Below are 21,419 nucleotides of genomic sequence, written 5' to 3' on the forward strand. Positions count from 1 at the left end.
GAGAGTGATGAAACGTGTCTGATAACATCAAAGAAAAACTCGCTGTCCTTCCAGATCAGCCAGGATGTTATTTAATGAAAGATAAACATGGAACAATTATCTATGTTGGTAAATCAAAAGTATTAAAAAACCGTGTCCGCTCCTATTTTACAGGAGCAAATGACGCAAAAACACAACGGCTCGTGCAAGAAATTGTGGATTTTGAATACATTGTAACCTCCTCTGAAATAGAAGCGCTTATATTAGAAATGAATTTAATAAAGAAATATGACCCTAAATATAACGTCTTATTAAAAGATGATAAAACATATCCCTACTTAAAGATTACTGCAGAAAGACACCCCCGTCTGATCGTGACAAGAAAAGTGAAAAAGGATAAAGGCAAATATTTTGGACCTTATCCAAACGTAATCGCGGCCCGAGAGACGAAGCGACTTCTTGACCGGCTGTATCCGTTAAGGAAATGCAATACAATGCCTGACCGAGTGTGTCTTTATTATCATATGAATCAATGCCTCGGCCCTTGTGAGTACACAGTCACAAAGCAAAAAAACCAAGATATTGTAAATGAAATTGCACGCTTTTTAAGCGGAGGCTTCAAAGATATCAAGCAAGATCTACAGTCGAAGATGTACAAAGCCTCAGAGGATTTAGACTTCGAAAGAGCCCAAGAGTTACGTGATCAAATTCAGCATATCGAATCGGTCATGGAACAACAGAAGATGACCTTAAATGATCAAATTGATCGGGATATATTCGGATATTCTTATGATAAGGGATGGATGTGTGTCCAAGTTTTCTTTGTACGACAGGGTAAACTCATAGAGCGCGACGTGTCGATCTTTCCATTTTTTGATGATGCAGAAGAAACATTCTTAAGCTTTATAGGTCGCTTCTACCTTCATCAAAACCATCCAAAACCTAAACAAGTACTGATTCCTGTAGGAGCAGATCGAGACGTACTCAAAGAATTATTAGAGGTAGATGTAACGATACCGATGAGAGGTAGAAAGAAAGAGCTTGTAGAATTAGCAATGAAAAATGCTGAAATCGCGTTGCAGGAGAAGTTTTCATTAATAGAGAGAAATGAAGAAAGAACGATTAAAGCTGTAGAAGAACTTGGTGAGAAGTTGAACATTGAGATCCCTCACCGAATTGAAGCTTTCGATAACTCCAATATTCAGGGTGCTGATCCAGTCTCGGCTATGGTCGTATTTATCGATGGCAGACCGGAAAAGAAAGAATACCGTAAATATAAAATTCGTGACGTTAAAGGCCCTGATGACTATGATACAATGCGTGAAGTCATTAGGAGGCGTTATAAGCGAGTAATACGAGACGGATTGCCATTACCTGACTTAATTGTAGTAGATGGTGGTAAAGGGCAAATGTCAGCTGCCACAGATGTTTTAGAAAATGAATTGGGTCTTGATATTCCTCTTTGTGGACTAGCCAAAGATGATAAACATAGGACCAGTGAATTGCTTTACGGTGACCCGCCCGCTGTTGTAGAAATGGATCGCCAGTCTCAGGAGTTCTACTTAATTCAGCGTGTACAAGATGAAGTTCACCGATTCGCTATTTCATTCCACCGTCAATTACGTGGGAAAGGTGCAATCCAGTCCGAGCTTGATAAAATCCCAGGTGTAGGAGAAAAAAGGCGTAAGCTTCTGTTACGTCATTTTCAATCCGTTAAGCACATCAGAGAATCAAAAGTTGAAGATTTAACTAAACTTGGTGTACCAACCCCCCTTGCTCAAACTATCCTTGATTATCTTAATCAACCAGCAGAAGAGGAACCTGAGGAAGAAACTCTTGAATAGTATGTGATGTAACGCCTTCTCCTGTATTAGGAGAAGGCGTTATTTCTTCCTATAACCCCCCTTATATGGAAGGCTCGAAGTTGAGATATTTTCAGAAGGAAGGGACCGTTATGTTTGATGAGCGGTTGGGCTTGCTCGGGGACAACTCGCTTTCCTGCGGGGAGCTGGGAAGCCTCCTCAATCGCTACGCTCTCTGCGGGGTCTTCCCTAGGCTCCTTTTCCCGCGGGAGTCTCGCCGTCCCCGAGCAAGCCCTGGCTTTAATAGAGGTGAACGGCCTCGCGTTCGCATTAGGAGATCTGATGTCACCATATATGGCATGTTTTCGTTTATCCTTATATGGCAAAGGTTGGCCTGGAAACTGCGAGACTCCCGTGGGCAGAAGAGCCAGGCTAGTTCCAGCGTGGAGGACCTAGCGTGATAAGTCATCTTTTTTACAAAGGCTAAACGCCTTTTCCAAAAAGCTGTCTTATCCGTACGGTCCTAGGCACCACGCTTGCACTTTTCAATCTAGGTGAGACCCCGGAGACCGGCTTTGCCGGTTGAGGAGGCTCACCAGCTCCCCACAGGAAAGCGAGTGGTTTCCACGCCAACCTTACGCTCATATAAAGCAAACGGAAATACTCACTCAACTGTTAGTCTTCAACAATCCTGTCCATATCTGGAATAAGGCAACGATGATCGAAAGTGTAAATAAAAGGATGTATTATACACTGTAAATGAAAAAAGTTCTCATTGACATTGAGAATCGTTCTCTATATAATACATAACAGAACATCACTGAAAATCATTTTCATTTGGGAGGACTACATATGCCATTTAGCTTTAAGAAGACATTACTATTCACGGGGTTATCGTTTTCACTTGTTCTAGCAGGATGTGCTGGTGATAGTGAAGGGGAAGAAGAGTCAGAAGGGACAAATTCTGAACAGCAAGAAGAAGTGCAGGATAACGAACAAGAAGAGCAAGAAAAAGAACAAGATCAAAACGAAGAAGCTGAAACGGCTTCCATTGAAGATCAAGTTCAAGCTTATAAAGATATTACAAAAGAATTAGATAAGATGAAAGAAGATCAAGAAGTGAACTGGGACATGATTAAAGATACATATACAGCAGAACTTCAACAGGATTTAACTAGTGTGAATGGGGAATTTGATCAAGCGATTACAGCTGCTATATCTGCAGGGAAAGATGGTTCTTTAGAGAAAAATGCAGCTCGACAAATCATTGATAAAACGACTCAATCATACTTTTATCAAAAGCAAAAGGGTATGCATAGTGAAATTGCTAAAGAGCTAGAAGAAGGAACAAAAGAGAAAGCTCAACAGCAGTTTGATAAGCTTAAATTCCTAGCCAACGAAGTATTTATCCCTACAGCTGTGAAGCGTGACAGCTATTATGAATTAGAAGGGGACTCGAGTCTTGAGCAAAACATTAATGCTGGCTTAACGACTCAACAAGAAGCATTACAAGCAGGGAATGCAGATGACTTTGGTGTGTACAAACAGATTACGGACAAATCAATTTATCGCAGTTATTTCCTAGCTGCTCAGTCTTATGCTGAAAAGATTGAAAAGGCAGCTAATGAAGGTGCTTCTAATGATGAGCTTGCTGCTGAACAAGCAGAAGCATGGGGATTCTATCAAGCAATTAAAGGTTCACTTTCTTCAGGTGACGAAGAAGCGGCTAAGCAGATTAATACTTTATTCAGCCTTGATCAAACAGAACCAAATACGATTAAAGCAGATGAAGTAAATGACTTATTTGTTCAAGCTTTTGTAGGGAAAATAAAAGGCTATCATACTGAATCAGTTGAAGAAGTGAAAAACGGAAACATTACTAAAGCCCGAACAGAAGCTCTTGAAGCGAACATGTTCACGAAGGCAATTGAAATGTCAATGACAGAATCGCTTGGGGAAGAGCAAACGAAGGAAACACTTCAAAAAGCAGAATCTTGGTTAGAGGCAGTAAGTAACGAGAATGCTGAAGAAGCAGAGCAACTTGGTCAAGAAATTGTTTCAACGTTAGACCAACTTGTAAAGTAATCTTCTCGAGAAAAGAGTAAACGGTAAAGAAGATCCTGTAACTTTGACCTAAGTTACAGGATCTTTTTAATGGGTTCCTTAACTATACATATGCTATTCGAAACACGATTTAATTGTGATAAAATGAACAAGATGTCTTGATGAGGTGAGAATATGAACATACTACTAACCGGTGGAGCTGGGTTTATCGGTTCACATTTGACTGAATCTCTATTAAAAGATGGCCATAAAGTTACCATTATTGATAAATTTCATCCTTACTATGACTACAGTCGAAAGAAGGAACAGTTAGACCGACTCTTTAGTTACGATAACCTTACATTTCACGAGGTAGATTTATTAGATAAAGAAAGTTGCGCACCCATTTTTGGTCAGCCATTTGAAGCTGTTGTCCATTTGGCTGCTTTACCGGGAGTTCCTTATTCATTCGAACAGCCTTTAGAATACGTCGATGAAGATATTAAAGGAACCATCAACGTATTAACCCTTGCTGGAGAAGCTGGAATCCCGCACGTGTTATTTGGGTCTTCTTCATCTGTATACGGAAACAGAACCGGGAAGATGAGTGAAGATTTACCTATCCAAAATGTTTCTTCACCTTATGCTGCAGCTAAAGTGAGCGGGGAAACTTATGCACACATGTATCAGCAGGTATACGGCTTCCAATTAACAGTTTTCCGCTACTTCACAGTGTATGGACCATGGGGAAGACCGGACATGGCGATACCGAAATTCATTCAAGCAAGTCTTCAAGGTGAACCAATCGTCGTCTTCGGGAACGGTACAGCTCGTGACTATACTTATATAGATGACATAGTGGATGGTATGCGTCTGGCGCTTCAACATAGTAAGGGGAATCACGTATATAATATTGGTTCTGGTAACCCAGTCACAATTGAAACATTAGTGGAATCATTAAAAGAACTCTTTCCTGAATTGAAGGTTAATTATGCACCATTTCGAAAAGGCGATGTTCAACAAACATGGGCTGACTTGACAAAAGCTAAGCAGTTAATTGGGTATGAGCCAAAGCACACGTTTGAAGAAGGGCTTAGAAAAACAGTTCAATGGTTTATGAGTTATGAAAAGTAAAAGAATGGTTAGTTGGATCATTCGGATAGCTGGTCTCCTTTTATCAGGCTTATTTATATATCTAACTGTACATTATTTTTCTTTAGAGACGGTTACACGGGTCTCGATGGAATTAATTTTTTCCCCATTATGGCTAGGGGTAATGATGTCAACTTATGCTCTTTCTTTTTGTGTGAAAGCATATGTTTGGCAGAGCTATATAGGTGAAAAGGGCAGCTTTGCTCCTTATTGGTCTGGTATACATTACGCGCTATTTATGAATCATATTCTTCCTTTTAAAACGGGTGATGTTGTAAGAGCAGGTGTGATTAAAGGGGCGAAACCTTTATCCTGGGAGCAAAGTGTAAGTAGTGTTGTGGCAATGAGGGTGCTTGATTTAGGCGGGCTTGTCCTTTTGGCTGGTATTGGCACTTTTTTATATATGGATACGTTTTTCTATGTAGGAATGATCGCCTTGATTGCTATGGTTTTACTTGTAATCGCGCTACCTTTTCGCACTAAGCATGTACTAAGGAAATCTGTTTTTCAATCTATGGTCCATTTTTCATCTACATTATTATCTATAAAAGGGCTATTCCTATTTGGTCTAATTCTACTAAGTTGGGTACTCGAAGGGTTTGCGATTTATAGTGTTGGTAGGATTGCAATTGAAGGTATTGGATTCTTCGAAGCCGTTTGGGCGACATCTGTAGCTGTAGTAAGTGGTGTGTTTCAGGTCACACCTGGAAACATTGCAGGTTATGAGAGTGTACAGAGTTATGCCCTGACCTTTATAGATGTTCCGATCGAGACGGGTTATACAATTGCTATCATTACGCATGTATTTAAATTTATGTATGCTTATGTAACTGGGGTAATAAGTTTTTATCTGACACCCGTATCAAGCACCGTTGTTAAAAGATGGCTTAAGAGGAGGGGGTAATACAATGAAACAAGCTTCATCATTTGAAAAAGTAGCAGCACGAGGCTGGAATTTATTAAACGAAGGAAAACCTTTCACTCCTATTTTTGTTATAGGTACAATGCTTTTGTATCACTTAAACGATTTGTATACATCAGCTGGGGCGTTAGCGATCAGTGTTATATACGTATTACCGTTATTAGCCTTGTTTTATTATTTTGATTTTCCATTATTATTAAGGTCATATTTATGGATTCCGGTTGTAGGATTTTTAATGATCTTCCAAAGTAGCTATTTATCGTTATGGTTGTTAGCTCTTGGTTTATATTTCTTCTTTACTGTGTTCTTTTGGGGAACTTTTTATTATCATATGAGAATTGGTACGACATGGTGGAATTTTACACGATTTTGGAAGCTCGTACTAAAGAATAGCGACTCAACAAGTGGGAATGCACAAGAGCAAATACCTAAATTTGTTCTCCTTTTAGGGGTGTGGGAGTATGCTTTTCAACATTTAGATACGGGTGGTCTAAGTATCACTAATCTCTATCAACTTATCTTGTTCTACGCAGGCGTGGCGGTTTTCACATGGATTTTGCACCATTTTCTATTTGATTGGAAGCCAAAGCCTTATGAATCCTACACGAAAGAAAATTACAGTGAAGCAGAAGAAGCAACAAATGAGCGTGTCATTGTAATTGTTATTGATGGAATGAGAAAAGACCGTTTCGAGGCCGCTCATACACCTTTCCTTGATTCTTTAAAACAGCAAGGAACAGAATATACTCAAATGGAGACCGTATATCCTGCTCGTACGGTTGTCTGTTTCACCTCTATGTTTACTGGAACCTATCCATTTGAACATAAAATACAAAGTAACATGGTATGGAAGCTCGGGGCACAAACTGAAAGTATTTTCGATTCTTTACGTAAAGTAGATAAAAAAGGGCGATTACTTGGCATTGCGCATCTTGTTGATACGTTCGGGGATGATGTAGATACAGTAACAGCTGTGATGCACAACGACGTGGCGGATCAAAACATTGTTCAAAAAGGAAAAGAAATAATGGAGACAGAAAACCCAGAACTATTTATTATGCAATTAATAAGTACGGACCAAACGGGACATAGTCGTGGGGTGTTATACGATGATTATATCGAAAAAATTGAAGAAACAGATACGCTTGTTAAAGACTATGTAGATTGGTTAACAGAAAAAGGGTTTATGGAGAATACAACCCTTATGGTTTGCGCCGATCATGGTCAAGCTGATGGGATAGGCGGGCATGGTCACTTAGATGAAGGAGAACGTTTCGTTCCTTTCTTCATGACAGGCCCAACTATAGAGAAAGGGAAACGTGTAGAGAAAAAGCATAGTCTTGTGTCTATGGCCCCAACGATTGCACAGTTACTTGGGGCACCTTTCCCTGACCATTCACGTGGTGAAGTACTGACGGAGCAGGAGAAGGAGGACCCATCATCATGAAAAAGGTAGTCGTATTTTTACCTGCCTACAACGAAGAAGATTGTATAGTGGAAATGATTCAAACGATTCCTCGGACAATGAGTCCGGATGTGGAAGTCAAGATCATTGTCATTGATGATGGTTCCAAAGACAAAACCGTAGAGCTGGCCAATCGAGCAGGAGTTGATGCAGTTTATCAAAATGAAACCAATCAGGGGTTAGGCGCTGCTGTCAGACAAGGGTTTCAACGATGTTTAGAACTAGGTGCAGATATCGGTGTTATGATCGATGCTGACTTAGAATACCCTGGCCGTCAAATTCCTGACGTGATCCAGCCTATTTTGGACGGAAAGGCTGATTACGTTATGGGATCAAGGTTTCTAGGCACGATTGAGGGGATGAAGGTACACCGACGCCTTGGGAACTACGCTTTCACCCTTCTTCAATCCATTCTATTGAAAAGGTGGATTCATGATGGTCAATCTGGCATGAGAGCTTTTTCTAAAGAGGTTTTACAAGAGGCTGAAATCATCCATGACTACAATTATGCCCAGGTTGTCACGCTTAACATTGTTAGAAAAGGCTTCCGAATGATAGAAATCCCGATCCATTATCAAGTTCGAAAAAAAGGTGAATCTTTTATTAAATTTAAAGCTTATATGAGCTCTGTATTACCTGCGATTTATCGTGAAATGAGACGAAAACCAATCCCTTTCACTAAATCTCAAGGGAATGAAGAGTGGACTTGATGTAGTGATGCGGTGGCAAGGGAAACGAGTCGTTTCCCCTGTCACCTTTTTTTAATAATAGGCTATTCAAGAATAGGGGAGGATTGTTGAAGACTTGAAAATGAGAGAGAATGTTTCCGCTTGCGTAGTTAGAGCGTGAGGCGGTTTGGGAAAGCGAGTCGTTCCTCAGACACCCCAAGCACTCAACAAGCGTAACGGCCCTATCTACACAAAAAATAATTACCAGAGTTCTCTGTTATTGTATAGCTTAAAGAAAACCATCTGTTAGGTAAAAAAATGCTAAACTCTGCTTGACTCAGACGTTGATAATCATTATCATTATCGTAGGAGGTCTCAAATGAAAAAGATTATCATTTCCATTATAACGCTTACACTTAGTTTACTAATTATGAATCCAATCCAATTAGCTGCATATTCTTATGGGGACCCTGGTGAAGAAAAATTCGCCGAAGCTTATAAAGAAGTGAAACAGTACGTTGAAGCTGATGATTGGGATCAAGCTGAACAAATTATTGAAACATACGATAAAGAATTTAACTTATATTTTAAACAAACGGTTCCTTACATAGAGCAAGCGCTCGAAAATCAAAACCAAGAGTTACTTTTAAAGAGTTATCGAACAGCGCTACGGTTAAATGTGGAGCGTCGTCTTCATTTTGCTCAGGAACAATTTGAGGATTATGGTCAGGCAAAATTATTACTTGCCAAAGCACGGGGTACATTTGACGTTTTACAACCTTCTTTTAAAGATGATCAAGGGGAAGAGGCAGTTCAATCCATTTATGACTCTTTTGATCAAGCCTTGCAATCCTTAGGAAATCCAGGTCTATTTGGGATTGGGAATCAGGAAAGTGACCAAGAGACGTTTGATAGTGAAATAGAAGCGATCAACACATCTCTAAAAGAAGCTTTTCCAGTTCCTGATCAAGAGGATAGTAATGCGAATTTAACAGAGGAAAACTTAGGTCTGTTTGGTGGAGAAGATGGAGAGTCAAGCCCTATTTGGAAGTGGGTCTCCATTGGTCTTGTCGTTTTATTTGTCTTACTTATTGTCTTTAACAGAATGAAGAATCGTAAGGAAGAATAGGCATAGAGGGGGAGAACAACTATGGATTTTCAAGCCTTTCTGATCACACTTAGAGAAGCATTAGAAGCGATATTAATTGTTGGGTTAATCTTAAGTTATTTAACGCGCTTAGATGCGAAGAAATATCATCCTTGGGTGTACGCTGGTGTGTTTTTTGCGCTCTTAAGTAGCTTTGGAGTTGCTTTGTTATTCCAAGTCATTTTTACTGGCTTTGCTAGCTTTGGGTCTGAAGTATACTTAAAGATAGGTATTCTATTTGCTTCAGTAATCTTGCTTAGTCATATGGTAATGTGGATGAAGAAAGAATCGAAGAATGTAAATGGAGACATGCAAAAGAAAATCAATGCTGCCGTTACCGCAGGCAGTGTGACAGCTCTTATTCTTCATACGTACTTAATTGTGCTACGTGAAGGCGTGGAAACCGTGTTCTTCTTTGCTGCAATAAGTGGTGGTGATATCCAGGAGGTCTTTACAAGTTATGGAGCTCTTAGCGGTTTAATGCTTGCATTAATATTAGGATATCTTTTCTTCACCGGGACTATGAAGTTCTCGTTAAAAACGTTCTTCCGAGTTACCGGAGTATTAATCATGTTTATTGCTGCTGGACTATTGGTACAAGGAGTAGGCATGCTGCAGGACTTAGGGAAAATGGGGTCTGTATATGAGACAGTACAAGGTACTCCTAAAGCGGTTTATGATATTGTAGAATTTATGCCAGAGCACTATCAAGACGAGATGCATTATGAGCGTGATACAGGTAATGACGTTATGGTTAGTGGTCAGATTGGTTTGTTTATGGCTGCCATGTTTGGGTACAGTCATAATCCAACTGTTGAACAAATCGCAGCATACTGGCTATACTTTGCATTTATTATTGGTGCAAATATGTTACATGCCAAGGAGTTTAAACTATTTAGAAGAAAGAAGTCTAAAGCAGTGGATCAAACCGTAGCTTAAGTCTATTCTCCCTCTTATAAACCTAACTCTATGAAACCCGCCATATGTGCGGGTTTTTTCGTATCTAATTGCAGGAAGGGAAACTAGTTCATGAAGAAAATATTACGGTTTATAGAAAATAGCACCACAGGGATCGCAGCCATATGCCTGGTATTAATTGTGTTTGCCCGTGCTCATTATAGTAGCGCTTTCGCGAGAAGCTGGGATGCAGTGGATTTCGCGTTAGGTGTTCAATCATTTAACCTTCTGGATATGCAACCTCATTTCCCAGGCTATCCATACTTCATTTTAGGTGGAATGTTGATGGATAATTTTGTGAATGATCCTGCCCTCGCCCTGTCCGTATGGAATAGCGTTCTATCCTTGTCCTCTATAATTCCAATGTGGCTAATCTATAAACGGTATCTTCCTATGAGTAGAGCGATTATGGCAGTTGCGTTGTCTCAATCAATCCCATTTTTAAATATCATTATAGCCTCTCCGATGTCTGAAGGAATGGCTTATACTGTGATGTGGTGGTACATATGGAGTCTTGTATTAGCACTTGAGAAAGGGAAGTATAGTTTTGACCTTCTCTCTCTGTTGTTATTTAGCATTCTTATGGGTGTAAGGCTTTCTTATTTGCCTTTAAGTATTGGTATTTTGATTATTTGGTATAAAAGGTGGAAGGAGAAAGGTGGGACTCATGTTCTAGAACAAGCAGGGGTAGCTATAATCTTTCAACTCTTTTGGGTTTATCCTCTAGTTTTGTCAGTTGGGGGTATAGGGAGCTTTGAATACATTGCTACTGAATTTGTGAAAGGCCATTTTACAGGGTGGGGTGGATCCATAGCGACTGAAGAAGATCCTTTCTTTATTCGTGCAATCACGTTTTTATGGGGAAATATTCTGTGGGTGGGTCTTTCACTCAAAACTGTTATCATTCTGTTATTATATAGCACTCTTGTTTTTTATAACGTTTATCGACCTCTCAATCTTTCTTATCATAAGCTATGGTGGAGTTTGTTAATGGCTTATACAGTCTGGGCATTCTTTGCTCAGAATGTAGATAAGCCAAGGCATATTCTACCAGTTGTGGTTATACTTATTGCTGTTTTTCTTATGCGCTCACTTCAATCAAGAAGCAGAGGAGTTCTATGGATTAGTACCATCCTCCTTATTGTTCAAACTATCTTGAGTATTCAATACGTAGAAAAGCAGGCAACGGAGTTACCTGCTACTTATCAGTTGGCTCAATACATAGAGCGACAATCTGAACCCTTAAAAATATACACTTGGGAAGAGGAGCGGGTGTTGCAGTATGTAGGAGTATCAAAAGCATTTGAAAAGGTTCAAACGTATGCCCTTTTTGAACAAAATGCAAGGAGTCAACGAGCAAAAGGGAAAACGGTCTATGTTACAGAACGTGTTGTTCGTGGTTTCTCTCAACAAGGAGTAGATACGTCCTCATTCACCCCTGTTAAACAATTTGATTCTGATAACATATTTGACCCTATTTATAGCGATATTACTTTATTTAAATGGATTATGTCGTCATAACGGTAAATGATATCGTTTGTTTTTTACTATGACATTCATAAGCGCATTCGGCTGTCGTACCTAATAGCAATGTAATTTGTTCTGCTAAGAAGCCAGCTTCTAAACGAAAATTATATGGGGTTTTATACTTTAATCTTTTTTGAGTTAGTTCGCCAGAAAGAGTAAACTGATACTCTTTCTTTTTTTCTTTTTCTAAATAAAGTTCACCCCAGGACATTGCTCCAAAAAATGTTCCGATTTCATCAATTGATTCGCAAGGATATTTTCGTGCCAAGCTTTTCCCCATAAAGTATAAGATCGTGTCTTTTTCTTTACCTAATAAATCTGGTAAAAGTTGATTCCTCAGTACCTCATGACCAATTAAAGAAGAGGGTACATCACTGTATTCATCGAATAAGTTGGCGATTTGTTCATTCATTTATGTTCATCCTCTCTGCTCTTTTCATTATTGCAGGGGGCAAGGTTCTCTGCAATATGTTCTTTTCGAAAAGAGAGTAAAGATAAAAGTTTATGAGTGGAAACTTAAAAGAAAAACCACAATCAACCAATTTATTAACTTGTTTTCTTGACGCTTACCATGGATAGAAGTACAATAAACGTGACATAAATTGTGCCTTTTTTTCAGATAAATTAGGGGAAGCTAGAGTTTGTTTCCTTTTTTTAAGGGTTTAGTAAAGCGCTTTATTGTCTGAAAAGTTTGCGCAAATAAAGTTACATACTATTCGAGGGGGGTAAACGTCACACATGGCAGGCAATCGAGAGTTTTTTTATCGCAGGTTACATTCATTACTAGGGGTTATTCCAGTTGGGGTGTTCTTAATCCAACACTTAGTTGTGAACCATTTCGCAACAAGAGGGGAACAAGCGTTTAACGATGCGGCTCACTTTATGGAGAGTCTTCCATTCCGCATTGTATTAGAGCTATTCATTATCTTCATTCCTCTTTACTTCCATGCCATTTACGGGGTTTATATTGCCTTTACGTCTAAAAATAACGTAAATCAATATAGTTATTTCCGTAACTGGATGTTTTATTTACAGCGTATTTCCGGGGTTATTACGCTAATCTTTGTTACGTGGCACGTATGGGAGACAAGAATTCAAGCTGCTCTAGGAGAAGAAGTAAACTTTTCCATGATGGCAGATATATTAGCTAATCCGTTTATGGTTGTTTTCTACATAATCGGTGTTGTTTCGACAACATTCCACTTTGCGAATGGGTTATGGTCGTTCTTAGTAAGTTGGGGGATTACTATGTCTCCACGTTCACAGCGTATTTCTACTTATGTAACATTGGCGATTTTTGTCGCATTAAGTTATGTAGGGGTAGCAGCTATCCTAGCGTTTATTTAAATGCAAGTACGATATAAACGTCTTTGAAAGAATTTAAGGGAGTGAGCATTAAAAAATGAGTAATCAAAACATCGTAGTCGTAGGCGGGGGACTCGCCGGACTAATGGCAACAATCAAAGCCGCTGAAGCCGGTGTACACGTGGACTTGCTTTCCCTTGTACCTGTTAAGCGTTCTCACTCTGTTTGTGCGCAAGGCGGAATTAATGGTGCTGTAAATACAAAAGGGGAAGGCGATTCTCCTTGGGAACACTTTGATGATACGGTTTACGGAGGAGACTTCCTAGCTAATCAGCCTCCAGTCAAAGCAATGTGTGACGCAGCTCCAAGCATTATCCATATGCTGGATCGGATGGGAGTTATGTTTAACCGAACTCCTGAAGGTTTGCTAGATTTCCGTCGCTTCGGAGGTACACAACACCACCGTACGGCTTATGCCGGTGCTACAACGGGGCAGCAGTTATTATATGCTTTAGATGAACAAGTACGCCGTCATGAGGTGGCAGGGCTTGTAACAAAATATGAAGGTTGGGAATTCTTGTCTTCGATCATCGATGACTCTGGTGTAAGTCGTGGAGTTATGGCGCAGAATCTTAACTCTCATGAAATTAAAGCCTTTAGAGCAGATGCTACTATTGTAGCTACAGGTGGACCAGGGATTATCTTTGGTAAATCTACGAACTCTGTAATCAACACAGGTTCTGCGGCATCAGCGCTTTATCAACAAGGAGCGGTTTATGCTAACGGAGAATTTATTCAAATTCATCCTACTGCAATTCCAGGTGATGATAAGTTACGCTTGATGAGTGAATCTGCACGTGGTGAAGGTGGCCGTGTTTGGACTTATAAAGATGGTGAGCCATGGTACTTCTTAGAGGAGAAATATCCTGCCTATGGGAACCTTGTACCTCGTGATATAGCAACACGTGAAATTTTTGACGTTTGTGTGAATCAAAAGCTTGGTATTAATGGTGAAAATATGGTTTACCTCGACCTTTCTCATAAAGATCCTAAAGAGTTAGATGTTAAGTTAGGCGGAATTATAGAAATTTACGAGAAATTTGTAGGAGATGATCCTCGTAAAGTTCCAATGAAAATATTCCCGGCTGTTCACTACTCAATGGGCGGACTTTACGTTGATTATGATCAAATGACGACCATTCCAGGTGTATTTGCTGCTGGTGAGTGCGACTTTACTCAACACGGTGGAAACCGTCTTGGAGCGAATTCACTTCTTTCTTCGATTTTTGGAGGTATGGAAGCAGGACCGAAAGCCGTTCAATATATCAGTGGACTGGATAAAACTGCAGAAGATATGTCTTCTACTTTATTTGATGATAAGCTAAAAGAAGAACAAGAGAACTTTGATGCTATTCTTAATATGAAGGGTACAGAAAATGCGTATCAAATTCATAAAGAACTTGGAGAATGGATGACAGATAACGTTACCGTAGTGCGAGAGAATGAAAAGCTTCGTAAAACGGATGAGAAAATTCAAGAGCTTCAAGAACGTTTTAATGATATCAACATTAATGACACTACAAGATGGAGTAACCAGGGAGCTATGTTTACCCGTCAACTCCAGAACATGCTTCAATTAGCTCGTGTTATTACGATTGGCGCATTGAATCGTAATGAAAGTCGTGGAGCTCACTATAAACCTGAGTTCCCAGAACGTAATGATGAAGAGTGGCTGAAGACAACGAAAGCAAGCTATAATCCAGAGAAGAATGCCCCGGAATTCAGCTATGAAGACGTGGATATTTCTCATATTCAACCACGTAAGAGGGACTATTCAAAAAGTAAAGGGGGTAAATAAACATGAGCGAAACAGAAAACATCACCTTTATAATTAAGCGTCAAGACGACCCGGAATCATCTTCTTATGAAGAAACATTCCATGTACCATATCGCCAGAATATGAACGTAATTTCAGCACTTATGGAAATTCGTCGTAACCCTGTTAATTCAAACGGGGAAGATACAACACCTGTTTATTGGGATATGGGTTGTTTAGAGGAAGTATGTGGTGCTTGCTCCATGAAAATCAATGGGAAGCCTCGCCAGTCTTGTACAGCCCTTGTGGACCAGCTAGAACAACCAATTCGTCTGGAGCCAATGTCTACATTCCCTGTTATGCGAGATCTTGCTGTTGATCGTAGCCGTATGTTTGATGCTCTTAAAAAGGTCAAAGCTTGGGTTCCGATCGATGGAACGCACGACCTTGGGCCAGGGCCTCGTATGGCTGAGAACAAACGTCAATGGGCTTATGAGTTGTCCAAATGTATGACATGTGGTGTATGCTTAGAAGCATGTCCAAACGTAAATAGTAAATCAGACTTTATAGGTCCTGCTGCCATTTCTCAAGTTCGTTTATTTAACTCTCATCCAACGGGAGCTATGAATAAAAATGAACGTTTGGAGGCTTTAATGGGCGAAGGTGGACTTGCAGAGTGTGGTAACTCACAGAACTGTGTTCAGTCTTGTCCAAAAGGTATCCCATTAACAACTTCTATTGCTTCAATGAATAGAGAAACAGCCTTACATTCTTTCAAGAGCTTCTTTGGTAGTGACCACGAAGTAAACTAATTGAAATGATAAGAACGAAATCCAGACTCCTGCAGCTGTTCAAGTTGCAGGAGTTTGTTATGGATTCAAGTAGATAAGAGGAGGAATTTGAATGAAAAAAGTGTCGTACGTAGAAGACCCTGAAAAGTGGTTAGAAGGATTCAGTTTTTCAATAAGCACAAAGGTGCGATTCTCAGAAACAGATTTGTTTGGTCATATGAACAATACAGTTCCGTTCATCTATTTTGAAGAAGCTCGAATTGAATTTTTAAAATCTATAGATGCTTTTCAGAAAGAGTCTGATTCTTCAGGTACGATCCCAGTTGCAGCAGATCTTCAATGTGATTATCATAAGCAAGTTTATTTTGACGACGTCTTATCAGTAGCTGTCAAAATTCATTACGTAGGAAACACGTCTTATGATCTGCATTATCTCGTTAAAAATGAGGAAGGTGCTGTTTGTTTAACAGGTAGGGGTCGAATTGTGCAGATTGATGCCGAATCAGGAAAACCTATATCGATTCCCCGGGAAATAAAAAGAGCTTATGAAAATCAAGTATCGGTTGCAAAAGGGTAATTTCATTTGTATGATATTCGGTAAGGTAACTTAGGAAAATAGACCGATTTTGTCGAAGTTTATATCGGAAATTATACATAATAGAGGGTACCCAATGAAGACAAAAAAGATTTTTAGAGGAACAAAGCGTTATCTTTATCCAATCCTGTTCACGCTCCTTTCTATCTATTTAATAATGGTTATATTAAAAACACCATATATAGGTATTGATGTAGAACAGACGGAAGGAGGACAGTGGGAGGTTTCGCATGTTGATAAGCATAGTTGGGCCGCAAACCAAGGAATAAAAGAAGGCTCCATAGTGCTGAGTGTAAATATGCAGAAACCGGCAGACTATTCTACCATTAAGACATACGAAAAAGTAGAGAAAGCAGATTCCTTAACTCTCCGACCTTTTGATGGGAAAGAGATGGAACAACTCAGTTATTCACGTATAGAAGATGAAGTAAGCTTGGACCAATGGTTATTTTACATCATCTTTCCATCCTCATTTATGTTGATTATGCTACTCTTATCCTTGTTTATACTCTTTCATAAAAAACATGATGAATCAGGTAACAGGCTGATCTTATTCTTCTTAACAGTTGGACTTGCCTACTTATCTGCTAGTGGGTCTGCTAGAGGGGACATGATTTCAACGTTAGTGAGTACGGTTACATTACTCATGGGACCAGCGTTACTATTGCATTTTGTTGATAGTTATTTTAGAGATTTACAAAGCAGGTGGTATGCGTCTGGAGTATACAACTGGATGAAAATTGGAGCCTGTGCCGTCGTAACTTATGAAGCTTATTGTTTAGTTAATGGTTATTATCCTGACTGGTATCCTCAATTTATTTCAATATTATTTATTGCTTTCACTTGTATTGCGTTATCTTTAATTGTTGTTGGCTATAAGCGATATAAACAAACGGTTTACGCTCCTATACTAAAATACATGCTCGTGGGTTTATTTGTATCCTTTACGCCATTTATTCTTTTGTTTATGCTTCCAAACTATTTGTTTGGGTTTCAAATCTTGTCCGGTGAAGCGAGCGCGTTGTTTCTTATGGTCATGCCACTTACTTTTATCTATCTTATAACAGCCAAGCGGTTATTAGATATAGATTTCGTAATGGGGCGTATTCGGTATTATGCTTATTCTTCATTTATACCCACTGTGTTAATTGTAGCATTGGTTGGGTTTGCAATTGATTTTCCTTTTTCCATACAAGATCTTATCCAATTGGGTATTGGAATATTAATAATCATGATTGCATTTCTTTATGTAAAAGAGATTTTCAATTTTCAAATTCAAAGAAATTTATTTTCTGAGAAGAAGAATTATCACCAAAGTCTGCAACGCTTTGTTCATGAAATGAAAAAAGAACGTGATGCGGTTGGGTTATTTAAAAGGTTGAAGCGTGAGTTACTTGATGTATTAGATTTAAAAGAAGTTTATATATTCTCTCAAAATACGATTTCAAATTATTACTGTCTTTATCAAGAAGTTCCTCTTTCATTAATGAATGAATGTGTGGAACGGTCTAAAACAGTATTGGGGGATGTAGGTAATTTAGTGAAACTACAGGATCATGAAGGGTACGTGCTGGTGATCGGACACACGGTCAGTAAAGTTACTTACCTCTATATCTCAGAGAAGCCAAACCGAACCCAATTGAATTTAGATGAGAGGGGATATTTGCAAACGATCTCCTATAACACGAATATTGCTCACGAAAACTTGTTGCTTATTGAAGATTTATTCCAAGAGCTACAACATGTTAAAAACGACCGCCAGCAAAACTATCCTGCTTGGCTTTCAAGACTACTCTTCTCTTTAGCAGAAAATGAGCGTCAGCAAATTGCAATTGACCTTCATGATACTGTATTGCAAGAACAATTATATCTATACAGACAAATGGATGATTTCGTAAATCGAAAGCGTTCAATGGAGCCAGATGTAAAAAAGCAAATGTTCAGCTTTAAGGAGCAGTTATTGGATAACATTCATCTCATTCGTGAAACGTGTAACGAATTGCGGCCTCCGTTCTTAGAGGAATTAGGACTCATCCCTTCGTTACAGAACTTGATTAACCAATATCAACTTCGCTCCAACTATACAGTTACGTTTGATTCAAGAGCATTCCAAATAGAGTTAAACAGTCAGTACGTCCTTGGGATCTATCGCATTGTGCAAGAACTATTGACGAATGCTATGAAGCACTCAAGAGCTGATAAAGTATTTATCATGTTGTATAGAGAGGGATCAGATGTAAGGTTAGTTTATGAGGATAATGGAGTTGGAATTAATCCGAACAAACGAATAGAAACCTATTCACATATGGGGATTTCAGGGATTGAACAAAGGGTAAATGGGTTGAATGGTGAGATCAGTATACAATCAGCTCCTAAACAAGGATTTCAAATGTACATTACATTTTTCAATGCAGCAAACCATGAAGGGGAGGAGTTATATGATTAATGTTTTAATCGTCGATGATCACCCGGCAGTAGGCATGGGGACAAAAGCAATGCTAGAACAAGAAGCAGATATGGAAGTCGACGTTATATCTGATAGTATGAGTGCGGAACACAAAATTGAAGAACATGCGTATGATGTATTACTGTTAGATTTATACATGCCTGGGTTGAATGGTGTGGAGCTCGCCAAAAGGGTGAAGACATCTTATCCAGACATGAAAGTTTTGATATATACAGGGTTTGACATTAATACACATTTTAATCTTCTGGTAGAATCCAATATATCTGGTTTTGTAAGTAAAACGGCTACCAAAGATCAACTAGTAACGGCCATACATTGCGCACTTCGGGAAGAAGTTGTTATTCCCCTTCACTTATTTAAACAGTTAAGAAGAGCTGAAGCGACGACACAGCAAATGTCTTCCGATGGCGATGCCAGTTCGTTGTCCCTTAACGAGAAGGAACAGAAGATACTAAACGAGGTATCTAAAGGACTGACAAACAAGCATATCGCTCAAAACCTACATATGTCTCAAAGAAGTGTGGAGTATACGTTAACCGGTATTTTTAGCAAATTAGAAGTACGTTCTCGTACAGAAGCCTTAATTCGAGCGAAAGAGCTTGGGTTAATCTCAGAGAGTTAAAAAAATAAGTAAAAAGTGGAATGTCTGTGTGGCACAGCTTTATCTTTTTTTTCATAGGATGTAAAGACTAAATAACTACCCTTCGAACTGCAGCTCTAAGTTAGCAAGGAGGGGTTAGCGCTTGAAGGAAAAAGACTATAAGCCGAAGCAATTACTCACGAAACGCGAGAAGGAAGTTTTCGAATTGCTAGTACAAGACAAGACCACCAAGGATATTGCACAGGAACTCTTCATTTCAGAGAAGACTGTTCGTAATCACATTTCGAATGCAATGCAGAAGCTGGGCGTTAAGGGGCGTTCGCAGGCTGTAATTGAGCTTCTTCGTATGGGGGAGCTTAAGCTCTAGATTTCGCCGACTTTCTTCGGAAGGTCGGTATTTATTTTGGAATCCATTCAGCTTGTAATGGGGGAGGCCATACCTTCGTCATTCTTTTATTCTTGCAATTTCTTTCGAAAACCGTAACAATGAACGTAGGATATTTACATTAGGACTCTCGGGAGGTAACAAGTTGGACAAGGTTACGACGACAGAAGTCAAGATTGCAGATGTGGAGAAGAAGTTGCGTCACATTTCTGGGATCATTAAACAAACAGGAAGAGAAATTTTAAATCACTACCCGATTACCCCTCCTCAATTCATTGCTTTACAATGGTTATTGGAATCTGGGGATATGACGATTGGTGAATTATCGAATAAAATGTACTTAGCTTGCAGTACTACGACAGATCTTATTGATCGAATGGAGAAAAATGAACTCGTAGAACGAGTGCGGAACCCGAAAGATCGACGTGTTGTCCTCATACATCTTCTTGATAAAGGCGAATCCATAATACAAGAAGTAATTGATAAGAGACAGGCATATTTAGATCAAGTTCTTCGTAGTTTTTCTAATGAGGAAGTTGATAGCTTACAAGGATTTTTACAACGTATGCATACAGAGATGATGGATGTCCAGCAGCAAGAAAAAAGCAGCAACGACGAATAGAGGCGATAAATTTGGACCAACCAATTGGGGTTATAGATTCAGGTGTAGGCGGATTAACTGTAGCAAAGGAGTTAATGCGCCAATTGCCAAAAGAGGAATTTGTGTATTTAGGAGATACAAAGAGATGCCCTTACGGACCGAGACCTGAGGAGGAAGTCGTTAACTTCACCTGGGAAATGGTTCGTTTTTTGCAACAAAAAAAAATTAAAATGCTAGTGATTGCATGTAATACCGCTACTGCCTTCACATTGCAACAACTTAAAGAACAATTAGACATACCGGTCATTGGTGTCATCCAACCAGGTGCACGATCAGCCATTAAAGTATCTAAGAACCTACATATAGGTATAATCGGAACAGAAGGCACAATTAAAAGTAAAGCTTATACGAATGCACTTCAACATATTAATCCTGATATTAGGGTGAATGCGCTATCTTGTCCCCCGTTTGTCCCTTTAGTAGAGCAAGGATTGTTTAAGGGAGATCAAGCGGAACACGTGGTAAGAGAGACGCTAGAACCTATGAAGAAAGCAAATCATATCGACACCTTAATACTAGGATGTACCCATTATCCTTTATTGAGAGAAACGATCCAAAAAGTGATGGGAGATGACATCACGGTTATCTCATCAGGAGACGAAACAGCTCAGGAAGTAAGTGTAATCCTGGACTATTACGGAAGGCTATACGAAGGTAATCGCCCACCACTTCATAAATTTTACACAACTGGTGATGCTAACTTATTTAGGGAAATAGCCAATACTTGGTTTGAAGAACGAATTTCCCATGTAGGAACCATTACACTTGGTAATTAAACTGTCAGTCTACCCTTAGAAAGGGTAGACTGATTTTTTTCTCTTTTAAGTTTAATATTTTATTTTATATTATGTTTCTTCAAGAAGAGAGCAGTAATAATTAAGAATCGAAGCCGAGACACTTTATCGTGGGTGGGTCCGTTACGTTTATTGAGTGGTAGGGGTGTCTGGGGAACGACTCGCTTTCCGCAGGCGAGCTGTCGAGCCTCCTCACTCACTTCGCTCGCTCCGGGGTCTCGTCGACCTCTTTCTCCTGCAGGAGTCTCCCCGTTCCCCAGACACCCCTTATCAGAAGTTGTACAACGTCCCCCTCAGCTCAAGCATGGAGGGGCATCAACAATACGCCCTCCTTATGTAGCA

General features: G+C 39.4%; 19 protein-coding genes. 18 read left to right on the forward strand and 1 reads right to left on the reverse strand.

All coding sequences use genetic code 11. The annotated features are described in order from the left end of the window. Window positions 1-14: 14 nt before the first annotated feature. The 9 genes from uvrC (at window position 15) to IEW76_RS04115 (ending at window position 11,656) form a co-directional block, all read left to right on the forward strand. The gene (gene uvrC, locus IEW76_RS04075; RefSeq protein ID WP_188651179.1) at window positions 15-1,823 is read left to right on the forward strand and encodes an excinuclease ABC subunit UvrC; all 1,809 of its coding nucleotides are present in this window, start codon (window positions 15-17) and stop codon (window positions 1,821-1,823) included. Window positions 1,824-2,633: 810 nt separating this feature from the next. Then, window positions 2,634-3,866 carry a hypothetical protein gene (locus IEW76_RS04080; protein ID WP_188651181.1) on the forward strand — a complete coding sequence of 411 codons (1,233 nt, stop codon included), beginning with the start codon at window positions 2,634-2,636 and terminating at the stop codon, window positions 3,864-3,866. A 153-nt stretch (window positions 3,867-4,019) separates the two neighbouring features. Then, on the forward strand, window positions 4,020-4,958 hold the full coding sequence (locus tag IEW76_RS04085) for an NAD-dependent epimerase/dehydratase family protein (protein WP_188651183.1): 939 nt from the start codon (window positions 4,020-4,022) through the stop codon (window positions 4,956-4,958). A gap of 4 nt (window positions 4,959-4,962) precedes the next feature. Beyond that, window positions 4,963-5,880 (forward strand): lysylphosphatidylglycerol synthase transmembrane domain-containing protein, encoded by a 918-nt coding sequence (locus IEW76_RS04090; RefSeq protein WP_229721134.1) that lies wholly within the window; start codon window positions 4,963-4,965, stop codon window positions 5,878-5,880. Window positions 5,881-5,884: 4 nt separating this feature from the next. Then, the gene (locus IEW76_RS04095) at window positions 5,885-7,345 is read left to right on the forward strand and encodes an alkaline phosphatase family protein (protein ID WP_188651187.1); all 1,461 of its coding nucleotides are present in this window, start codon (window positions 5,885-5,887) and stop codon (window positions 7,343-7,345) included. Next, complete coding sequence (locus IEW76_RS04100) at window positions 7,342-8,073, forward strand: glycosyltransferase family 2 protein (RefSeq protein WP_188651189.1); 732 nt, start codon at window positions 7,342-7,344, stop codon at window positions 8,071-8,073. The genes IEW76_RS04095 and IEW76_RS04100 overlap by 4 nt, the downstream gene beginning before the upstream one ends. A 337-nt stretch (window positions 8,074-8,410) precedes the next feature. Beyond that, a complete protein-coding gene (locus IEW76_RS04105; protein WP_188651191.1) occupies window positions 8,411-9,160 on the forward strand; it encodes a hypothetical protein in 750 nt (249 codons plus the stop codon). 21 nt (window positions 9,161-9,181) lie between these two features. Beyond that, the gene (locus tag IEW76_RS04110) at window positions 9,182-10,117 is read left to right on the forward strand and encodes an FTR1 family iron permease (protein WP_188651193.1); all 936 of its coding nucleotides are present in this window, start codon (window positions 9,182-9,184) and stop codon (window positions 10,115-10,117) included. Window positions 10,118-10,207: 90 nt separating this feature from the next. Next, a complete protein-coding gene (locus IEW76_RS04115; RefSeq protein WP_188651195.1) occupies window positions 10,208-11,656 on the forward strand; it encodes a glycosyltransferase family protein in 1,449 nt (482 codons plus the stop codon). Here the strand turns inward: IEW76_RS04115 and IEW76_RS04120 are convergent. Next, window positions 11,643-12,074 (reverse strand): YslB family protein, encoded by a 432-nt coding sequence (locus IEW76_RS04120; protein ID WP_188651197.1) that lies wholly within the window; start codon window positions 12,072-12,074, stop codon window positions 11,643-11,645. The genes IEW76_RS04115 and IEW76_RS04120 overlap by 14 nt on opposite strands. 326 nt (window positions 12,075-12,400) lie before the next feature. Here IEW76_RS04120 and IEW76_RS04125 point away from each other — a divergent pair, with 326 nt between their 5' ends. The 9 genes from IEW76_RS04125 to racE all read left to right on the forward strand — a co-directional run bounded on the left by IEW76_RS04125 (window position 12,401) and on the right by racE (window position 21,059). After that, the gene (locus IEW76_RS04125; RefSeq protein ID WP_188651199.1) at window positions 12,401-13,009 is read left to right on the forward strand and encodes a succinate dehydrogenase cytochrome b558 subunit; all 609 of its coding nucleotides are present in this window, start codon (window positions 12,401-12,403) and stop codon (window positions 13,007-13,009) included. 55 nt (window positions 13,010-13,064) lie between these two features. Beyond that, window positions 13,065-14,825 carry a succinate dehydrogenase flavoprotein subunit gene (sdhA, locus tag IEW76_RS04130; protein ID WP_188651201.1) on the forward strand — a complete coding sequence of 587 codons (1,761 nt, stop codon included), beginning with the start codon at window positions 13,065-13,067 and terminating at the stop codon, window positions 14,823-14,825. 2 nt (window positions 14,826-14,827) lie between these two features. Then, a complete protein-coding gene (sdhB, locus tag IEW76_RS04135) occupies window positions 14,828-15,595 on the forward strand; it encodes a succinate dehydrogenase iron-sulfur subunit (RefSeq protein WP_188651203.1) in 768 nt (255 codons plus the stop codon). A 91-nt stretch (window positions 15,596-15,686) separates the two neighbouring features. Continuing rightward, window positions 15,687-16,151, forward strand: coding sequence for an acyl-CoA thioesterase (locus tag IEW76_RS04140; protein WP_188651205.1), 465 nt, complete (start codon window positions 15,687-15,689; stop codon window positions 16,149-16,151). 94 nt (window positions 16,152-16,245) lie between these two features. Then, a complete protein-coding gene (locus IEW76_RS04145) occupies window positions 16,246-18,615 on the forward strand; it encodes a sensor histidine kinase (RefSeq protein ID WP_188651207.1) in 2,370 nt (789 codons plus the stop codon). After that, window positions 18,608-19,258 (forward strand): response regulator transcription factor, encoded by a 651-nt coding sequence (locus tag IEW76_RS04150; RefSeq protein ID WP_188651209.1) that lies wholly within the window; start codon window positions 18,608-18,610, stop codon window positions 19,256-19,258. The genes IEW76_RS04145 and IEW76_RS04150 overlap by 8 nt, the downstream gene beginning before the upstream one ends. A 121-nt stretch (window positions 19,259-19,379) precedes the next feature. Further along, the gene (locus tag IEW76_RS04155; RefSeq protein WP_036784583.1) at window positions 19,380-19,604 is read left to right on the forward strand and encodes a helix-turn-helix domain-containing protein; all 225 of its coding nucleotides are present in this window, start codon (window positions 19,380-19,382) and stop codon (window positions 19,602-19,604) included. 163 nt (window positions 19,605-19,767) lie between these two features. Beyond that, window positions 19,768-20,244, forward strand: a complete 477-nt coding sequence (locus IEW76_RS04160) for a MarR family winged helix-turn-helix transcriptional regulator (protein ID WP_188651211.1) — start codon at window positions 19,768-19,770, stop codon at window positions 20,242-20,244. Between the two features lie 11 nt (window positions 20,245-20,255). Further along, a complete protein-coding gene (racE, locus tag IEW76_RS04165) occupies window positions 20,256-21,059 on the forward strand; it encodes a glutamate racemase (protein WP_308422038.1) in 804 nt (267 codons plus the stop codon). Window positions 21,060-21,419: the final 360 nt, after the last annotated feature.

Origin of the sequence: Pontibacillus salipaludis, assembly GCF_014642405.1 — a bacterium.
In the GTDB taxonomy this organism is placed as follows: domain Bacteria; phylum Bacillota; class Bacilli; order Bacillales; family BH030062; genus Pontibacillus; species Pontibacillus salipaludis.